Raw genomic sequence first — 18,101 nt, forward strand, 5'->3', positions numbered from 1 at the left:
CCGTCAGAACGCGTACTGCGCGTTGAGGTACAGCGTGCGGCCGCGTGGATCGGTGTAGCGGTTGTCGTAGCCGATCTGGTGGCCGCCGTCGATCTTCAGCGACAGCGGCGGGTCGCGGTCGAACAGGTTCAGGATGCCGGCCGTCAGCGTCAGCGCCTTGCTGGCGGCATAGCGCGTCTGCAGGTCCACCGTGGTGTAGCTCGACACCCGGCGGCCCGTCATGTCGACCACGTCGCCGAGCGAGCCGTCGGGGTTGAGCTCGCGCACCAGCCCGCAGGCATCGGCCGTGCAGTCCGCATCCCGGTAGCCCGAGCGGTAGTTCAGCGTCAGCGTGTTCTGCCAGGCGCCGCTGTACAGCGTGCCCGACAGGCGCACCAGGTTGCGGAAGGTCGTCTTGCCGTCCTCGTAGCGGCCCAGGCTGGAATGCCAGGCGCCGCCGGACTCGCGCTGATACTTGTAGCTGAAGATGTGTGACCACTTCAGCGTGTTGACCAGCCGGCCGAACGGCGTGTCCAACGTCAGCCGCCCGTCCCAGTCGATGCCGGTGTAGCGCTCCTCGCCGAGGTTCTCGTTGGGCAGGTACAGCGCGACCAGATGACGGTTGGTGCCGGGGTCGACGAAGACGGTGAAGTTCTTCAGGTACGCGGCATCGTCGGCCATCACCGCAGACTCCGACAGCTCCAGGATGCGGTCCTTGATGCGCACGTGCCAGAGGTCGGCCCCGACCGAGGCCCAGGCCACCGGCTCGAAGCGCAGCCCGACGCTCAGCTGGCGCGACTTCTCCGGCTGCAGGTCCTTGGCGCCGCCGGCGATCACGTCGTACTGCGAGCCGTCGGGGGCGCAGGCCACCAGCGGATCGACCGCCTTCAGCGCCGCGAGCGCCGCCTGCGGGCAGTTGTAGGCCCCGCCCGTCTTGCCGAAGTACTGCCGGCCCGCCGCGAGCTGCGGTGGCTCGGGCGCCCGGAAGCCGGTGCTGAACGAGCCGCGCAGCAGCCACTGCCGGCTCGGCTGGAAGCGCACCGCCAGCTTGGCGTTGTCGGTGGTGCCGAAGTCGCTGTAGTCGTCATGGCGCAGCGCGGCGGTGAACTCGAGCGTGCGCGTCACCGGCAGCACCAGTTCGCCGTAGAGGCCCCACACGTTGCGCGCGGCGTCGTAGGGCCGGTCCTGCGCGGTGTCGCCCGCGATGGCGTTGGTGACGCCCTGCGCGATCTCGCTGGGCCGGTACTCGATCGACTCGCGGCGGAAATCGGCCCCAATGCCCAGTTGCGCCCGGCCGCCGGGCAGCGAGAACAGCGGCCGCGCGCCGCGCAGCTCCGCCGAGGTCAGCGTCGACCAGCCCTGCGCGAAGGTGCCGAGGTACTGCATGCCGGCCAGGGCCTCGTTGCCCGCGGCGCCCTGCTGCCCGGGCAGCAGGAACGGGTCCAGCGCGCCGCTGCCCACGGCGGCCGTCAGCTCGTTCTGCTTCAGGTAGCCGCCGAGGTACTCCTTCGTCCACCGGCTTTGCGAGCGGGTCAGCGCGCCGGTGTACTCCCAGGCGCCGGCCGTGCCGCTCAGCGAGGCCGACAGGTGCAGCGTGCGGGTCCGGTCGTCGACCGTGCGCTTGCCGGTGTCGATGCCGCGCCAGTACGCGTAGAGGTCGTCGCCGTAGGTGGCGGTCGGGTCCAGGGCCTGGGCGCCACCGGGCATGTACAGGTCGTAGAGCGCGCTGCCCGTCGGGATCTGCGCGCCCACGGGCGCCGGCGCGATGCGCGAGGTCACGCTCAGCTCGGAGTACACGGCATCGAACTGCAGCAGCTTCGTGCCGCCGAGCGACTTGCTGAACGAGCCGAAGAGCGAAGTCTGCTCCGCCTCGGGCAGCGTCTCGATCGTCGGGACGAAGTCGAACTGGCAGAAGCCGTCCACGGCGACGTGTCCCCGCGCGCAGGCCTGGTTCTGGTTCAGGTAGCCGTTGCCCGCGTTGAATCGCACCCCGCCCTGCGTCTCGGGGTCCACGATGATGTAGTTGGCCGGCGCGCCGTAGACGCTGCCGTTGAAGAACACGTAGCGCTTGCCGTCCTGGCCGAACGGGATGGTGCCCCGCCGCGAGAAGCTGCGCTCGGGCGCCAGCAGGTGCTGCTGGCGCTCGTGGCTGATCGACAGCAGCGTATTGTGGCCGTCGCGTTCCAGGCTGCCGAAGCCCTTGGTCGCGCTCAGCACCGTGTTGCGGCCCGCGCCCCCCTTGGGGATCGAGTGGTTGAGGCTCGCGGTGCCCGTCTCCAGGTCCTTGCGCAGGATGAAGTTGACGACGCCGGCGATCGCGTCGGCGCCGTAGATCGCCGAGGCGCCGTCGGTCAGGATCTCCACCCGCTCCACCGCCGCCAGCGGGATGGTGTTGAGGTTGGTCCCCGCGGTGAAGCCGGTGAAGTTCTGGCCGGCCCAGGCGGCCATGCGCCGGCCGTTGAGCAGCACCAGCGTGCGCTCGCCGCCGATGCCGTGGATCGAGGCATCTGCATAGCCGCCGCCGCCGCCGCCGACCGACTGCGACAGGTTCACGTGACCCTGCATCGCCGGCAGGTTCTGGATCAGCTCGGCCAGCGAGGTGGCGCCGCTGCGCTCGATGTCGGCACGGTGGAGGATCTGCACCGGCAGCGCCGTTTCCGCGTCGATGCGCCGCACGGCCGAGCCGGTGACCTCCACGCGCTGGCTGCCGTCCTGCGCCCACGCGGCCACCGTCGCCAGCATGCAGCCGGCAGCGGTGCTCCGGAGGACCGTTCTCTTCAACATGCGTGCTCCTCTGATGACTGCCAAGGTGCCTGTCTTTTCGGACATCCGCAGCCGCGCTCAAGGCCCCGTGCGGTGCAAGCGCGGCACCGCGGCGAGCAGGCGGCGCGTGTAGTCGTGCCGCGGGGCCGCCAGCACCTCGGACGCCGCCCCCTGCTCCACGATGCGCCCGGCCTGCATGACGGCCACCTCGTCCGCGATGTACTCGACCACGCCGATGTTGTGGGTGATGAAAAGATAGCTCACGCCCAGCGTGCGTTGCAGGTCTTTCAGCAGGTTGAGGATCTGCGCCTGCACCGACACGTCGAGCGCGGACGTCGGTTCGTCGCAGACGATCAGGCGGGGCTCCACCGCCAGCGCCCGCGCAATGGCGATGCGCTGGCGCTGGCCGCCGGAGAACTCGTGCGGAAAGCGCAGCAGCGCGTCGGCACGCAGGCCGACCTGCCCGGCCAGCTGCTCGACGCGCGCGCGCCGGGCCGCCGCGTCCATCTCGGGCCGCAGCGAGACCAGGCCCTCCTCCAGCACCTCGAACACGCGCATGCGCGGGTTCAGCGAGGCAAACGGGTCCTGGAAGATGATCTGCACCTGCCGGCGCGCGGCGCGCAGCGCGTCGCCCGTCAGCTCGAAGAGGTTGCTGCCCTCCAGCAGCGCCGTCCCTTCGATGCGCGCCTGGCCGCGCAGCAGCTGCACGATGGCCTTGCCCGCCGTCGTCTTGCCGCAGCCGGATTCGCCCACCAGCGCCAGCGTGCGGCCCGCGCCGATGCGCAGGCCGATGCCGTCGACCGCGTCGAACCAGCCCGCCGTGCGCTGCAGCGCCCCCTTTCGGATCGGGAAGCGCACCCGCAGGCCGGCGACGTCGAGCAGGGGAGCGGCGGGTTGCGCCCGCGCCTGCGGCGAGACGGCCGGGCCGGCGGCGGGCTCCTCCTCGGGCAGCGGGCCCGGGCCTGCGGCTTCGGGCCCGTCGACGTAGAGCAGGCAGCGCACCGGGTGCGGCGCCCCGCCCGGCTGCGCCGCTTCCACCAGCGCCGGCGGCGTCGTTGCGCAGTGCGGCATCACCCGGTCGCAGCGCGGCGCGAAGCGGCAGCCGGCGAAGGCCTGTGTCAACGGCGGCACCGTGCCGCGGATCGCCTGCAGCGGCTGCCCGCGCCGCTGCGCGTCGGGCAGCGCCTTGAGCAGCGCCCGGGCATAGGGATGGCGCGGGTGCGCGAAGAAGTCGCGCGCCTCGGCCACCTCGATGATCTGGCCCGCATACATCAGCGCGACGCGGTGGGCCATGCCCGAGACCACGGCCAGGTCGTGGGTGATCAGCAGCAGGCCCAGGCCCTGCTCGCGCTGCAGGTCGCGCAGCAGGTCGAGGATCTGCTTCTGGATGGTCACGTCCAGCGCGGTGGTCGGCTCGTCGGCGACCAGGAGATCGGGCTCGGTGGCCAGCGTCATCGCGATCATCACGCGCTGCTTCTGGCCGCCGCTCATGCGGAAGGGGTAGTCCCCGGCGCGCCGCTGCGGCTCCGGAATGCCGACGCGGCCCAGCCATTCCACCGCCTTCGCCCACGCGGCCGCGCCGCGCAGCGGCGTGTGCGCCTCGATCGCCTCGACGATCTGGTCGCCGACCTTCATCACCGGGTTCAGGCTGGTCGAGGGCTCCTGGAAGATCATGCCGATGCGCCCGCCGCGCACCCGCCGCATGCGCGACTCGGGCAGGCCGAGCAGGTCGATGCGCCCGCCGGCGGCGCCGGCTTCGTCAAGCGCGACGTGCCCGGCCGTCACCGCGCCGTTCTCCGGCAGCAGGCGCATCAGCGCCAGCGCCGTCATGCTCTTGCCGCAGCCGGACTCGCCCACCAGCGCGAAGGTCTCGCCGCGGCGGATCGCCAGGTCCAGCCCGTCGATCGCCCGGACGATGCCGGCCTCGCCGTCCAGTTCGACCTGCAGGTTCTCGGCACTCAGCATCTCAGGCCCCCTTGCCTGCCGGCTGGCGCACGGCACGTGCGCGGAAGGTGCGGGCCCGCGGATCGAACGCATCGCGCACGCCATCGGCGAACAGGTTGGCCGCCAGCACCACCGTCACCATGAAGCCGAAGGCCGCGGCGAACGACCACCACACCACCGGGTCGCGGCTCATCTCGCTGCGCGCCAGGTTGATCATGCCGCCAAAGCTGTTCATCGACGGGTCGACGCCCACGCCCACGTAGGACAGCACGGCCTCGTAGAGGATCAGCGACGAGAACTCCAGCACCGTGACGATGAGCATCAGGTGCGCCACGTTCGGGAAGATGTGCCGCACCATGATGCGCGCAGGGCCGACGCCGAAGGCGCTGGCCGCCTGCACGTACTCCAGCTCGCGCAGCTTCAGCGTCTCGCCGCGCAGCAGCCGGCACAGCCCCGCCCAGCCGGTGGCGCCCAGCACCACGCACAGCAGGAAGAGCTTCAGGTCGGCACGCTCCGCGCCGGTCTCGAACAGCTCGGGGTGCTTGTCGAGGAAGACCTGCACCATCAGCACGCAGGCCGCGATCAGCAGCACGTTGGGCACCGACGACAGCACGGTGTAGACGTACTGGATCACCTCGTCGATCCAGCCCTTGAAGTAGCCCGCCATGATGCCCAGCACCACCGCCAGCGGCAGCGTGGCGATCGTCGCGAGCGAGCCGATCACGAAGGCGGTGCGGATGCTCTTGAGCGCCTGGTAGAGCACGTCGTTGCCGGTGCGGTCGGTGCCCATCAGGTGGTAGGGCCCCGACAGCATCACGCTCGGGCCGGCCACCAGCGCCACCGCCAGCACCGTCCACAGCAGCGCATGCCAGGGCACCGGCCCTTCGCGGTGCAGGATCGAGCGTGCGGTCTCCGCCGCGCCGGCGCGGCGCGCCCGGGCGAGCGCCAGCACCAGCAGCGCCGACAGCGCCAGCGCCACGGCCGCGCCCGCCGCCAGGCCGGCGAGCGCGAGGCGGGCCACGTCGCCCACGTGCTCGCGGGCCGGGTCCTGCAGGTGCGCGCCGCCGAACTTCAGCCGCGGCGCGGTGCGCACCACGCGGCCGTCGACCTCAACCGATTCGCGGTTCCAGCTCTCGGTGGCGAGCGGATGCGAGTACGTCGACTCGCGCGACTCGACCAGGTCCCAGAGCCAGGCGTCGAGCAGCGAGCGCACGCGCGCCTCGTAGGCGGGCGCCGCGCCTTCCACGCCGGGCGCCGGCGGCAGCAGCGGGCGGTAGTGGATGCTGTCCACCAGCGTGACGCCCAGGCACAGCACGAGGACGACCGACGACGACAGCGCCGCCGGATCGCGGAACACCTTGCGCCAGTTGACGGCCAGCGCGGGCTTGCGCAGCACCATCACCGCGTACGCGGCCAGCGCGGCGAGCATCAGCCACACGGCGACGTCGGTCCACAGCGGTACGAACTTGGGCATGTCGGGCGCCTTCCTCAGCCGAGCCGCACCCGGGGGTCGGCCCAGGTGTAGGCGATGTCGATGAGCACGTAGGTGGCGATGTAGAGCAGCGAGCCGAGGAACACCATCGTGCGCACGATCGCGAAGTCCTGCTTGCCGATCGCCTCGATCACGTAGGCCCCCAGCCCCGGCAGCCCGAAGAAGCTCTCGAACACCAGGCTGCCGAGGAACACGTAGGGCAGGTAGCTGCCGGCGCTGGTGATGATCGGGATCAGCGCGTTGCGCAGCACGTGCCGGTACAGCACCCGCATCTCCGACAGCCCCTTCGCGCGCGCGGTGCGCACGTAGTCCTTGCCGATCTCCTCCAGGAACATCGCGCGGTAGAGCCGCGCCTCGCCGCCCAGCCGCGCCACCAGCGACAGCAGGATCGGCAGCAGCAGGAACTTCACCGCGTCGAGCCCCGGCGCGTAGCCGGAGATGGGCGCCAGCTTCAGCACGCGCGAGAACAGGAACTGCCCGACGATGATGTAGAAGAGGCTGGAGATCGACAGCATCACCACGCAGGCCACCACGCCCCACACGTCGAGCCGCGTGCCGCGCAGCATCACCAGCAGCAGCGCGAACGCGGTGCTCGCGATCACCTGCAGGATGAACAGCGGCAGCGCCATCTGCAGGCTCACCCACATGCGTGTCGCCACCTCGGCGCCGATGTCGCCGGCGCTCTCGGAGTCGGCCCGGCCGAACTCCAGCGCGAACAGCGAGACCGAGCGGTCCCAGAAGATCGTCTCGGTGAGCTGCGCCGTGCCGGACGCCTGCGTGTTCCAGTACAGCGGCTTGTCGTAGCCGCGCTCGACCTTCCACTTCTCGACCGCTTCCTGCGTGATGCGCTTGCCGCCGAGGTTCAGGCGCGCCATGTCGTCGGGCGTGTTGACGGTGAAGAACAGGAAGAAGGTCGCCAGGTTCACGCCCAGCAGGATCAGGGCGCCGTAGGCGATGCGGCGCAGGATGTAGGACAGCATGGAGGCGGGACCTGCTCTTTCGCTTCAAGCCAGCACGTCGCCGCGTGCGTTCGTCCGCTCGCGGCGGCGCAGGCTGCGCGCGGCCACCAGCACCAGCGCGGCCAGGCCGCCGGCGATCAGCAGCAGCGGCCACCAGACGGGCTCGTTCCACGCCTTCTGCCGCGCCGCGCGCTCGGGCACGTCGAGCCGCAGGTAGCGCCCCTGGTCGCGCACCAGGATCGCCGGCTTGGAGTTGTGCACCCATCGTTGCACCGCCGCCGAGGCGTGCGGGAAGTAGCCCATCGTCCACGGCGCGTCGACCTGCACGGTGCGCACGGCCTCGTCGATGACACGCTGCTTCTCGGGGCCGTCGTCGAGCGACTTCATGCGCGTGAAGAGCCGGTCGAACACCGGGCTGGCGTAGTTGGAAGTGTTCTCGCCGTCGTGCCTGGTCTTGCCGTTCGGGCCGTACAGCAGGAAGAGGAAGTTCTCGGCGTCGGGGTAGTCGGCGTTCCAGCCCAGCCAGTAGATCTGGTAGGTGCCCTTGCGCACCTTGTCCTGGAACTGGTTGTTCTCGGTCGCGCGCACCTCGAGCTGGATGTCGATCTTGGCGAACTGCCGCACCACCCAGTCGATGCCCGGCTTGCGCTCCGGCGTGGCCGGTGCGTAGAAGTCGTAGTTGAGCACCAGCGGGCGGCCGGTCTTCGCATCGCGGCCGTTGGGGTAGCCCGCCTCGGCCATCAGGCGCTTGGCGTCCTCGATCGGCCGGCGCTCGACCCGGCCGTCGACCAGCCGGTGCGTGACCGGGTTGTGGTAGCCCGGCTGGCCCTCGTGCGAGCCGAAGATGCCCGGCGGCAGCGGGCTCATCGCGGCGTCGCCGGCGCTCTTCGGGAAGACCTTGGAGTACTCCTCCCAGTCGATCGCGATCGAGATGGCTTGGCGCAGCTTGCGGTTGCGCTCGGCCTGCGCCGGCGAGTCGCCCTCGCCCACCACCGGGTCGAGCATGTTGAAGCCGATGAAGTAGCTGTTGACGTCGGAGAAGCTCTCGAGCCGGAAGCCCTTGTCGGTGTACTCGCGACGCACGTCGTCGGAGTCCTGCATGTCGATGAGGTAGTCCTTGCCGGTGTCGGTGCGCTCGAACACCTCGACGTCGTAGTAGCCCTGGCGGAACTTGTTCTTCAGCGGCACGCCTTCGCGTTCCACCGTCAGCACGATGGTGTCGATGAAGGGGGTCGGCTTGCCGCAGTCGTCGAGCAGGCCGGCCTCCTTGTCGCCGGGCATGCCTTCGCACGGGTACGGCTCGCCGCGGTAGTTCGGGTTGCGCTTCATCACGTGCAGCCGGTCCTGCACGAACTCCGTCATCATGTACGGGCCGGTGCCCACCGGCCAGCGGTCCAGCGAGATGCCGCGCTCGGCCATGCCGGGCTGCGCGTAGAACGCATCGGCCTCCCACGGCAGCGGCGCCGTGAAGGTCATCTGCATCCAGTAGCTCCACTGCGGGTACTTGCCCTTGATCCGGATGCGCAGCAGGTGCTTCTCGGGCGCGGTGGCACCGGCCAGCGGCCAGCGGCGGAAGTCGAGGAAGGGCTTGTCCAGGCTCGCCGGGTCCAGCCCCTCGCGCAGCCTGGCATCCTCGGCGCGCACGCGTTCGCCGTACTCGCGCAGCCCGACGACGTACTCCGCGAACAGGCCGAAGATCGGGGTCGTGGTGCGCGTCGTCGCGTGGCGCTTGAGGGCGTAGACGAAGTCCTCGGCCACCAGCTCGCGCGTGCCGGTGTGCTCGAAGTCCATCGGCGTGCGGCGCGCGCCGAGCTCGCCGGGCGCCATCGGGTGGTCGGTGTGGTAGCGGTAGCGGCCCTGTTCGTCCTTGGCGAAGGCCGGGTGCGGCTGGAACAGGATGCCGGGCTTGATCGGCACGTCGTAGATGCTCTCGGCGATCAGCGTGCTGTCCGCGTCGTCGGGCAGCGGGCGGCCGTCCTTGTCGACGTAGCGCGGATGCACGACCTGCGCCGCCGTCTTGGGCACCAGCTCGAACGGCCGCTTCAGGTAGTGGTAGCCGTAGGGCGGCTCGTAGATCTGGTAGGTGAACGGCGTGTCGTTCGACCAGTACGACGCGGTCGGATCGAGGTGCCGGGGCGAGCTCTGCAGCGCGGCCGAATAGAGCGTGTTCGAGGCCGCGGCGCCCGCCGGCCAGGGGTTGTTGTCGCACGCGGCCAGCAGCACCGCCGCGGCCACCGCCCACCCCCAGCGCAACCCACCCACCAGCGCCATGCACCACCTCCTGCATCCCGGGCCAGCGGCCCGGCGGGAAATTCTAGAAGCGCCCATGCCCAGGCCCCGCAGCATCCGTGCCAGCGCCGGCGGCATGCGGCGGGCCGCCCGTCACCAGCCGATGAAGGCGTCGCGGCCCTGCACGGCCAGCGTCACCTTGGCGCCCACGGGCAGGCAGACCTTGGTCGGCACGTGGCCGAACGGCAGGCCCGTCAGCAGGGGCACCGGGCACACCGAGCGCAGGTGTTCGACGACCGACTTGAGGTTGTAGCCGCGGTCCAGCGGCGACTTCTTCCAGCCCGTGAACTCGCCCAGCAGCACTGCCTTCTGCTGCGCGAGCACGCCGGCCTGGTGCAGCTGCAGCAGGCTGCGCTCGATGCTGTAGGGGTGTTCGTTGACGTCCTCCAGGAAGAGGATGCCGCCGCGGATGCGCCGCGCCGCGGGCCAGTGCGGTGTGCCCAGCAGCGTGGTGACGATGCGCAGGTTGCCGCCCCACAGCGTGCCGCGCACGTCGAGGCCGTCGAAGCCCTCGGTGGTGCGGAAGCCCAGCGCCTCCAGCTCGCCGGACATCGCCTCCAGGAAGCAGGCCTCGGTGACGTCGTCGACGCCGCCCGCCTCGTCGGTCGCGCCGAAGTCGCCGCAGGCCATCGGGCCCGCCCAGGTCACGCCGCTGCCGGCGTGCGCCAGCAGGCCGAGCTGCAGCGCGGTGATGTCGCTGTAGCCCACCCAGCGCGTGCCCTGCTCGACGCTGCGCGCCAGCACCGGCCAATCGATGCGGTCGAGCAGCCGCGTCAGTCCGTAGCCGCCGCGCGCCGCCATCGCGACCGAAGGAGCGGACTCGGCCACGCGGTGCAGCGCGGCCAGCCGCGTGTCGTCGTCGCCGGCGAAGCGCTGGTGCCGCGCCAGCACGCTGGGGTCGAGCGTGACCTGGAAGCCGTGGGCGGCCAGCCGCTTCGCGGCACGGCGCAGCGCGGCGGCCTCGGCGACCACGCCGGCGGGCGACAGCAGCGTCAGCGTCCGCGGGCCGTCCGCGCGGGGGTCGTGATGGTGATGGTCGTGGCCGGGTTCGTCATGGCCAGGGCCCTGCGCAGGGCGGGAACGTCGTGTCGCGGTCATCGGGGTTCGAAGGGAGGATCGGCGGGCAGCTCGGTCGCCTCGCCGGTGGGGATCGCCGGGAGCCGCTGCGCGCGCTGCTGGGCGCGGCGCTCGGCGAAGAAGGCGCGCAGCAGCTGCGCGGAGGACTCGGCCAGCACGCCGCCGACGACCTCGGTGTGGTGGTTGAGCTGGCGCTGGCCGAACAGGTCGAGCACCGAGCCGGCCACGCCGGTCTTCGGGTCGGCCGCGCCGAACACCACGCGCCTGACGCGCGCGTGCATCAGCGCCATCGCGCACATCGCGCAGGGCTCGAGGGTGACGTACAGCTCGCAGTCCGGCAGGCGGTAGTTCTCCAGCAGCTGCGCGGCGTGGCGCAGCGCCACGATCTCGGCGTGCGCGGTGGGGTCGTGCGTGGTGATGGGGCGGTTGTAGCCGGTCGCGATCACCTGCCCTGCGCGCATCACGACCGCGCCGACCGGCACCTCGCCAGCGAGCTGGGCGTTCAGGGCCTGGTCGAGCGCCAGGCGCATCGCGTAGTCGTCGGCAGGGGTGGACATGCCGCTACGTTAACAGCCCGCTTCCGAGACAAAGCGCAGCCGCGTGATCTCCGAGGGCGCACCCAGGCGCAGCGGCGGGCCCCAGTAGCCGGTGCCGCGGCTGGTGTAGACCCACAGCTGCCCGTGGCGGTGCAGGCCCGCCGTGTACGGCTGCTGCAGCGGCACGAAGAGGTTCCACGGCCAGAACTGCCCGCCGTGCGTGTGGCCCGAGAGCTGCACGTCGAAGCCCGCGGCCGCGGCCGCCGGGGCGCTGCGCGGCTGGTGGGCCAGCAGCAGCCTGAGGCCCGCATCGGCGGGCGCGCCCGCCAGCGCGGCCAGCGGATCGCTGCGCTGCCCGGGCTGGACCTGGGCCGCGTTGTAGTCGGCGACGCCGGCCATCACCAGCGCCGCGCCGCCCTGCCGCAGCACCACATGCTCGTTGACCAGCACCTGCAGGCCCAGGCTGCGCAGCTGCGCGATCCATTCGGCGGCGCCGCTGTAGTACTCGTGGTTGCCGGTGACGAAGAACGTGCCGTGGCGCGAGCGCAGCCCCGCCAGCGGCGCGACGTCGCCGTGCAGGTCGGCGACGCGGCCGTCGACCAGGTCGCCGGTGATGGCCACGGCATCGGCCTGCAGCCGGTTGGCGGCATCGACGATGGCCTGCACGTAGGCGCGCTTGACCGTCGGGCCGACGTGCACGTCGGTGATCTGCACGACCGTGAACCCGTGCAGCGCGGCCGGCAGCCCGGCGATCGGCACCTCGACCTCGCGCACCCGCGCGGTGCGCCGCGCCGCGGCGAAGCCCAGCACGCACGCCGCCAGCGCCAGCAGCGGCACCGCCGCCGCCGTCGGTGCGGCCAGCGGCGGGAGCGTCCACGGCAGCAGCCAGGCCACCAGCAGCACCACCTCGCGCACCAGCGTCAGCACCAGCAGCATCGAGAACGCGCCCAGCGCCAGCATGCCCGCCCAGGTCCAGCGGTCGGCGCTGGCGCGCTGCCTTGCCCGGCGGCCGAACACCGCCGCGGGGATCAGCAGCAGCGATGCGGCGAGCCAGGCCGCGAACACCCCCGGCGCGACGGCCCCGGGCAGCGACGGCGCGATGCGCCAGCCGATGTAGAGGTGCAGCAGGGCGAGCAGCCAGAGCGCGGGCATCGCGGCTACAGCTGGAAGCCCACCCAGAGCACAAGGCCCTCGCCCACGTCGCGCAGCAGCCCGGCCCGCGCCGGCGCGGCGGGCCGGGCGAGGGCCTTCTCCTGCTCGAACCACCGCGCGAAGGCGTCGATCGCCGGCGTGTCGTGGAAGGCCACCATCAGCTCGTAGTTCAGGAAGAGGCTGCGGCTGTCGATGTTGGCCGAGCCCGCCATCGCCAGCACGTCGTCGACGATCGCGAGCTTGGCGTGCAGCATGTGCGGCGCCAGCCAGACCCGCGCGCCCGAGCCCAGCAGCGCCCGCAGCGCGCGTCCGCGCGCGATGTCGGACATGCGGTGGTTGGAGCGGGCCGGCAGCAGCAGGTCGACCGCCACCCCGCGCCGGGCCGCCAGGCACAGCGCGGACAGCAGCGCGGCGTCGGGCACGAAGTACGGCGTGACCAGCAGCAGCCGGCGGCGGGCGCGGTAGGCCGCCGTCACCAGCATCGACTGCACGGTGTCGTCGCCCTGGTCGGGGCCGGACGCCACGAGCTGGGCCCGCCCGGCGCCGGCCTCCTGCGGCGCGGAGAGCGCGGCGCCGGGCAGCGAGGGCAGCATCGGCGCGGGCAGCCGCGGCCGCCCGCCGGCAAAACGCCAGTCGTGGCGGAACAGCGCGTTGGCCTGCTGCACGAACGGGCCCCGCAGGTCGAAGCTCAGGTCGTGCCACGCGGGCTTGCCGGGCTCGCCCTCGAAGTACTCCGAGGCCAGGTTGCGCCCGCCGCACCACAGGCGCTGGTGTTCGCGGCCGGCGTCGGCGATCAGCAGCTTGCGGTGGTTGCGCAGGTTGGTGCGCCCGCGCAGCGGCGAGCGCAGCGGCGGCACGAAGGTCACCACGTTGCCGCCAGCGGCCAGCAGCGGCGCGAGGTCGGCCCGGCCGCCCATCAGCGCGCCCATGCCGTCGAGCATCAGGCGCACCGCCACGCCGGCGCGTGCGCGCGCGGCGAGGCGTTCGACGACCGCCTCGCCGAAGCGGTCGCGGCCGATGATGAAGGTGCACAGGTCGATCGAATGCCGGGCGCCGTCGATCACCGACCACAGCGCCGCCTGCGCCGCGGCGCCGTCGGCGTGCACCGCGAGCGCGTGGTAGGCGGCCGGCGCCGGCTGGCGCAGCGCCACCGCGGTCTGCTCCGCCCAGGAGGCGCCCTCGGCCAACGGGTGCCGGCCGGACAGCCGCAAGGCGCGCACGCGCTTGCGCGATCCGAAGACCAGGAAGGCCGGCAGCGCGAGGTAGGGGATCAGCAGGATGAACAGCACCCAGGCCACCGCCGCCGCCGGCTGCCGCCGCTGGCCGAGCACGTGCGCGGTGATCACATAGATGAGCAGCGCGATCGCGGTGACCAGGCCATGCAGGCTCAGCCAGTGGGCAAGCGTGAGGACGGGCAGCATCGGGCGGACGGGCTCTCCGGCAGGCGTGGAGGCGCAAGGATACCGGCCGTGGCCTGCGCCTGGCGCGCCGTCAGGCCAGCCGCAGCGCCATCACCCCCGCGACGATCACCACCGTGCCGGCCGCGCGCTGCCAGCCGAAGCGCTCGCGCAGCAGCAGCGTGCCGAACACCGCCGCAAACAGCACCGAGGTCTCGCGCAGCGCCGCGACGGTGGCAACCGGCGCGCGGGTCATCGCCCACAGCGCGATGCCGTAGCTGCCGAGCGACGCAACGGTGCCCACCGCCGCCACCGGCCAGCGCAGGGCCATGTAGCGGCGCACTGCGGGCAGGTCGGCCCGCCGCTGCCACAGCACCAGCGCGAGGTACGGCAGGCCGTCGATCAGGAACAGGGCCGCCACGTAGGCCCCGGCGTTGCCGCTGGCGCGCACGCCCAGCCCGTCGACCACGGTGTAGGCCGCGATGATGGCGGCGTTGCACAGCGCCACGCGCATCGCCTTGCGCCGCTGCGCCTCGGAGCCGCCATGGCCGCTGCGCGCCAGGCCCAGCAGCACCACGCCGGCGCTCACCGTCAGCACGCCGGCCCAGGCCGACGGCGACAGCGACTCGCCCAGCAGGGCGTGGCTGCCCAGCGCCACCAGCAGCGGCGCGCCGCCGCGCATCAGCGGGTAGGTCAGGCCGAGGTCGCCGTGCCGGTAGGCCGAGGCCAGCGCCACGTAGTAGCCGATGTGGATCAGCGTCGACAGGCCGATGTACGGCCACGCCGCCACCGGCGGCAGGCCCAGCACCAGCAGCAGCGGCACGGCCAGCAGCGTGCCCATCGCGTGGATCAGCGCGGTGTCGAGCGACTTGTCCGTCGCGGACTTGATCAGGGCGTTCCAGCCCGCATGCAGGCAGGCGCCGAACAGCACCGCCAGCAGCACCGGCCCGCCCAGCTCCCCCACGCCGCGGCCTCAGGCCGCGCGCAGGCAGCGCCGCGCCCGTGCGAGGTAGTGCGCCAGCGGCGGCGTGGCCAGCCCGGGCTGCTTGGCCAGGTCGTCCCACAGGCGCAGCTGCACCGCCTCCTTCGCGTGCGGCTGGGCGATGAAGGCCTGCGCGGCCGCGGGCGCGAACACGCCGCCCTGCAGCACCAGGCTGCGCTGCGAATCGGCCGACAGGCCCGCGTGGTAGCCGGGGCGCACCGCGCACAGCCAGCGCTTGGCATCGACGTGCCGTGCGACGGCGCCCACCAGCCGCGGCCCGAACAGGCTGCGCAGCAGCGGCACGGCGGCGTACTCGTGGCGGTCGTCGATGCCGCGCAGCGTGGGGGTGTCGCCGTGGTCGCCGAGCAGGTGCCCCAGGTCGTGCAACAGGGCCGCGGTGACGAGCTCGTCGTCGGCGCTGCTCTGCTCGGCCAGGTGGGCCGCCTGCAGCGCGTGTTCGAGCTGCGACACCGCCTCGCCGCTGTACTGCTCCGCGCCGCGGCGCTGGAAAAGCAGCGCGATGTCGTCCAGCGCCGGCGCCATCACGCGGCCTCGGGCGCCGCCAGGCGGCGCTGGTGGTTCTGCAGCGTGCGCTCGCGGCTGGCCATCACGTGGCGGAACATCGCCTCGCCCGCGGCCTCGACGTCGCCCGACGCGATGGCCTTGACGATCTGCCGGTGCTCCCTGGCGAATACCACCATCGACTCGCCGGTGAGGTTCTGCCGGCGGTACAGGGTGAGCTCGTTCGTGAGCTTGCGGTAGGTGGCGGTGAGCTTGGCGTTGCCCGCGAGCTGCAGCAGCCGGTCGTGGAACTGCAGGTTGAAGAGGTGGAAGGCGTTGGCGTCGCCGGCCTTGGCGGCGCGGTCCATGTCGTCGGCCATGCGGCGCAGCTCGCGCACCTGGGCGGTGCCCAGGCTCTGCGCCAGCTTGCGGCCGACGAACTGGTCCATCACCGCGCGCACCTCGAAGATCTCCAGCACCTCCTCGATCGGGATGCTGCGCACGAACACGCCGCGGTTCTTCTCGGTGCGCACCAGGCCGGCTTCTTCCAGCATGCGGAAGGCCTCGCGCACCGGGCCGCGTGACACGCCGAGCTGCTCGGCCAGCGTCGCCTCGGTGAGCTTGGCGCCGGGCTCCAGGCGGCCTTCCAGGATCAGGCGCTCGACTTCGGCCTGCACCAGCGCGGACAGCGAGGTGCCCTGCAACTGTGCAATCGTCGGGTGGGTGGACGCAGTGCTGTTCATTGCCGTGCCAGTATGCCCCAGAGTGAAGATTGTCAACAATCTTCAATCGACAAACAACGAAAGACGATTGGCCCCGTTCTTGCGACGCCGATTCACGAGCTTGTCATCCAGGCCGCGGATAAACCGGGCATTCGCACAACGGAGGTACCCATGGCATTTTTGAGATCGACGGTGGCCGGCCTGATCGGGCTGGCGTTCGCGGCGGCCGCGCTGGCCGACAAGACGACGCTCACCGTCTACACCGCGCTGGAGACCGACCAGCTCAAGGCCTACCAGACCGCCTTCAACAAGGCCCACCCGGACATCGACATCAAGTGGGTTCGCGACTCCACCGGCGTCATCACCGCCAAGCTGCTGGCCGAGAAGGCCAACCCGCAGGCCGACGTGGTGTGGGGCGTGGCCGCCTCCAGCCTGGCGCTGCTCGACCGCAACGGCATGCTCGAACCCTACGCCCCGATGAACCTCGACGCGATCATGGGCAAGTACCGCGACGCCAAGAACCCGCCGGCCTGGTGGGGCATGGACGTGTTCGGCGCGGTGGTGTGCTTCAACACGGTGGAAGCCAAGAAGAAGAACATCCCGGTGCCCGCCACCTGGAAGGACCTGCTGAAGCCCGAGTTCAAGGGCCAGGTGGTGATGCCCAATCCGGCCTCGTCGGGCACCGGCTACTTCGACGTGGTGGCCTGGCTGCAGCTCTGGGGCGACGACAAGGGCCAGGGCGGCGGCTGGAAGTACATGGACGCGCTGCACCAGAACATCGGCCAGTACACGCACAGCGGCTCCAAGCCCTGCAACATGGCCGCATCGGGTGAGTACGTGGCCGGCATCTCGTTCGAGTACCGCGGCCACACCAACAAGAGCAAGGGCGCGCCGATCGAGCTGGTGTTCCCGAAGGAAGGCCTGGGCTGGGACCTGGAGTCCTTCGCGATCCACAAGGGCACGAAGAACGCCGCCGCCGCGAAGAAGCTGGCCGACTGGGCGTCGAGCAAGGACGCGATGGTGCTGTACGGCAAGAACTTCGCGCTCACCGCGCAGCCGGGCGTGGCGCCCAAGCTGGAGAACATCCCGGCCGACTACGAGTCGCGCCTGATCAAGATGGACTTCAACTACGCGGCCGGCGAGCGTGACCGCATCCTGGCCGAATGGTCCAAGCGCTACGACGCCAAGAGCGAAGCGAAGAAGTGAACGCCACCCCCTACCTCGACCTGCGTGGCATCGGCAAGCGCTTCGGTGCCTTCACCGCGCTCGACGGGGTGGACCTGTCGATCCGGCGCGGCGAGTTCGTCTGCTTCCTCGGCCCTTCCGGCTGCGGCAAGACGACACTGCTGCGCATCATCGCGGGGCTGGAGCAGCAGACCGCCGGCACGCTCACGCAGGCCGGCCGCGACATCTCCGTGCTGCCGCCGGCCGAGCGCGACTACGGCATCGTCTTCCAGTCGTACGCCCTCTTCCCCAACCTGACGATCGCGGCCAACGTGGCCTACGGGCTCGTCAACCGCCGCCAGCCGAAGGCGCAGGTGGCCGCGCGCGTGGAGGCGCTGCTGCAGCTCGTCGGCCTGCCGGGCAGCGGCGGCAAGTACCCGGCGCAGATGTCGGGCGGCCAGCAGCAGCGCGTGGCGCTGGCGCGGGCGCTGGCCACCTCGCCGGGGCTGCTGCTGCTGGACGAGCCGCTGTCGGCGCTCGACGCCATCGTGCGCGTGCGGCTGCGCAACGAGATCCGGGCGCTGCAGCGCCAGCTCGGCGTCACCACCATCATGGTCACTCACGACCAGGAAGAGGCGTTGTCGGTCGCCGACCGCATCGTCGTGATGAACCAGGGCGTGATCGAGCAGGTCGGCACGCCGATGCAGATCTACCGCGAGCCGGCGTCGGCCTTCGTCGCCGACTTCGTCGGCAAGGCCACGCGGCTGCAGGCCGTGGCCGAGCCCGACCGCTGGTTCCGCGCCGGCAGCCTGCGGCTGCAATGCCCGCAGGCCAACGGCGCCGAGTTCCGCCCCGGGGCGCCGGTGTCGCTCTACCTGCGGCCGGAAGACCGGGTGATGGACCGCGTGGGCGCGGACCACCCCGGTGCCTGCCGCGGGACGGTGCAGCGCGTCGAATTCGTCGGCAGCAACTGCCTGGCGGAGGTCGAGGTCGAAGGGCTGCCCGGCCAGCCGGTGCAGCTGCAGTTCTCGTTGAACCAGATGGACGAGTTCGGCGTGCGCGAAGGCGCGGCGCTGCAGTTCGCGCTGCGCACCGACCGCCTGCGCGTGTTCCCCGCGAGGGCCGCTTGACCGCACCCGCCGCG

Annotated in this window: 14 protein-coding genes; 2 read left to right on the forward strand and 12 right to left on the reverse strand. The window is 71.8% G+C overall.

All coding sequences use genetic code 11. The features are described 5' to 3' along the window. Positions 1 to 3: 3 nt before the first annotated feature. From V4F39_RS18115 to V4F39_RS18170, 12 genes are all read right to left on the reverse strand, one after another. Complete coding sequence (locus V4F39_RS18115) at positions 4 to 2,763, reverse strand: TonB-dependent receptor domain-containing protein (protein WP_332291163.1); 2,760 nt, start codon at positions 2,761 to 2,763, stop codon at positions 4 to 6. Between the two features lie 57 nt (positions 2,764 to 2,820). Continuing rightward, a complete protein-coding gene (locus V4F39_RS18120; protein WP_332291164.1) occupies positions 2,821 to 4,707 on the reverse strand; it encodes an ABC transporter ATP-binding protein in 1,887 nt (628 codons plus the stop codon). A gap of 1 nt (position 4,708) precedes the next feature. Beyond that, positions 4,709 to 6,160, reverse strand: coding sequence for an ABC transporter permease (locus V4F39_RS18125; protein ID WP_332291165.1), 1,452 nt, complete (start codon positions 6,158 to 6,160; stop codon positions 4,709 to 4,711). Positions 6,161 to 6,174: 14 nt separating this feature from the next. Continuing rightward, positions 6,175 to 7,158 (reverse strand): ABC transporter permease, encoded by a 984-nt coding sequence (locus V4F39_RS18130; RefSeq protein ID WP_332291166.1) that lies wholly within the window; start codon positions 7,156 to 7,158, stop codon positions 6,175 to 6,177. Positions 7,159 to 7,182: 24 nt separating this feature from the next. Next, positions 7,183 to 9,408 (reverse strand): ABC transporter substrate-binding protein, encoded by a 2,226-nt coding sequence (locus V4F39_RS18135; RefSeq protein WP_332291167.1) that lies wholly within the window; start codon positions 9,406 to 9,408, stop codon positions 7,183 to 7,185. A 111-nt stretch (positions 9,409 to 9,519) separates the two neighbouring features. Next, the gene (locus V4F39_RS18140) at positions 9,520 to 10,524 is read right to left on the reverse strand and encodes an LD-carboxypeptidase (RefSeq protein WP_332291168.1); all 1,005 of its coding nucleotides are present in this window, start codon (positions 10,522 to 10,524) and stop codon (positions 9,520 to 9,522) included. Further along, the gene (gene tadA, locus V4F39_RS18145) at positions 10,521 to 11,060 is read right to left on the reverse strand and encodes a tRNA adenosine(34) deaminase TadA (protein WP_332291169.1); all 540 of its coding nucleotides are present in this window, start codon (positions 11,058 to 11,060) and stop codon (positions 10,521 to 10,523) included. The genes V4F39_RS18140 and tadA overlap by 4 nt, the downstream gene beginning before the upstream one ends. Positions 11,061 to 11,069: 9 nt before the next feature. Then, the gene (locus V4F39_RS18150; protein WP_332291170.1) at positions 11,070 to 12,191 is read right to left on the reverse strand and encodes a metallophosphoesterase; all 1,122 of its coding nucleotides are present in this window, start codon (positions 12,189 to 12,191) and stop codon (positions 11,070 to 11,072) included. A gap of 5 nt (positions 12,192 to 12,196) precedes the next feature. Next, positions 12,197 to 13,612: a phospholipase D-like domain-containing protein gene (locus V4F39_RS18155; RefSeq protein ID WP_332291171.1), complete on the reverse strand. Its 1,416-nt coding sequence runs from the start codon at positions 13,610 to 13,612 to the stop codon at positions 12,197 to 12,199. Positions 13,613 to 13,682: 70 nt separating this feature from the next. Further along, the gene (locus V4F39_RS18160) at positions 13,683 to 14,552 is read right to left on the reverse strand and encodes an EamA family transporter (protein ID WP_332291172.1); all 870 of its coding nucleotides are present in this window, start codon (positions 14,550 to 14,552) and stop codon (positions 13,683 to 13,685) included. A gap of 9 nt (positions 14,553 to 14,561) precedes the next feature. Further along, the gene (locus V4F39_RS18165) at positions 14,562 to 15,113 is read right to left on the reverse strand and encodes a phosphonate degradation HD-domain oxygenase (protein ID WP_332291173.1); all 552 of its coding nucleotides are present in this window, start codon (positions 15,111 to 15,113) and stop codon (positions 14,562 to 14,564) included. Then, positions 15,113 to 15,814 (reverse strand): phosphonate utilization associated transcriptional regulator, encoded by a 702-nt coding sequence (locus tag V4F39_RS18170; RefSeq protein WP_332291175.1) that lies wholly within the window; start codon positions 15,812 to 15,814, stop codon positions 15,113 to 15,115. Before V4F39_RS18170 ends, V4F39_RS18165 begins: the two co-directional genes overlap by 1 nt. Before the next feature lie 150 nt (positions 15,815 to 15,964). Here V4F39_RS18170 and V4F39_RS18175 point away from each other — a divergent pair, with 150 nt between their 5' ends. After that, positions 15,965 to 16,999, forward strand: a complete 1,035-nt coding sequence (locus V4F39_RS18175; RefSeq protein ID WP_332291176.1) for a putative 2-aminoethylphosphonate ABC transporter substrate-binding protein — start codon at positions 15,965 to 15,967, stop codon at positions 16,997 to 16,999. After that, positions 16,957 to 18,087 carry a putative 2-aminoethylphosphonate ABC transporter ATP-binding protein gene (locus V4F39_RS18180; protein ID WP_332291177.1) on the forward strand — a complete coding sequence of 377 codons (1,131 nt, stop codon included), beginning with the start codon at positions 16,957 to 16,959 and terminating at the stop codon, positions 18,085 to 18,087. Before V4F39_RS18175 ends, V4F39_RS18180 begins: the two co-directional genes overlap by 43 nt. Positions 18,088 to 18,101 lie beyond the last annotated feature (14 nt).

The organism is Aquincola agrisoli (genome assembly GCF_036621135.1).
Lineage (GTDB): Bacteria > Pseudomonadota > Gammaproteobacteria > Burkholderiales > Burkholderiaceae_C > Aquincola > Aquincola agrisoli.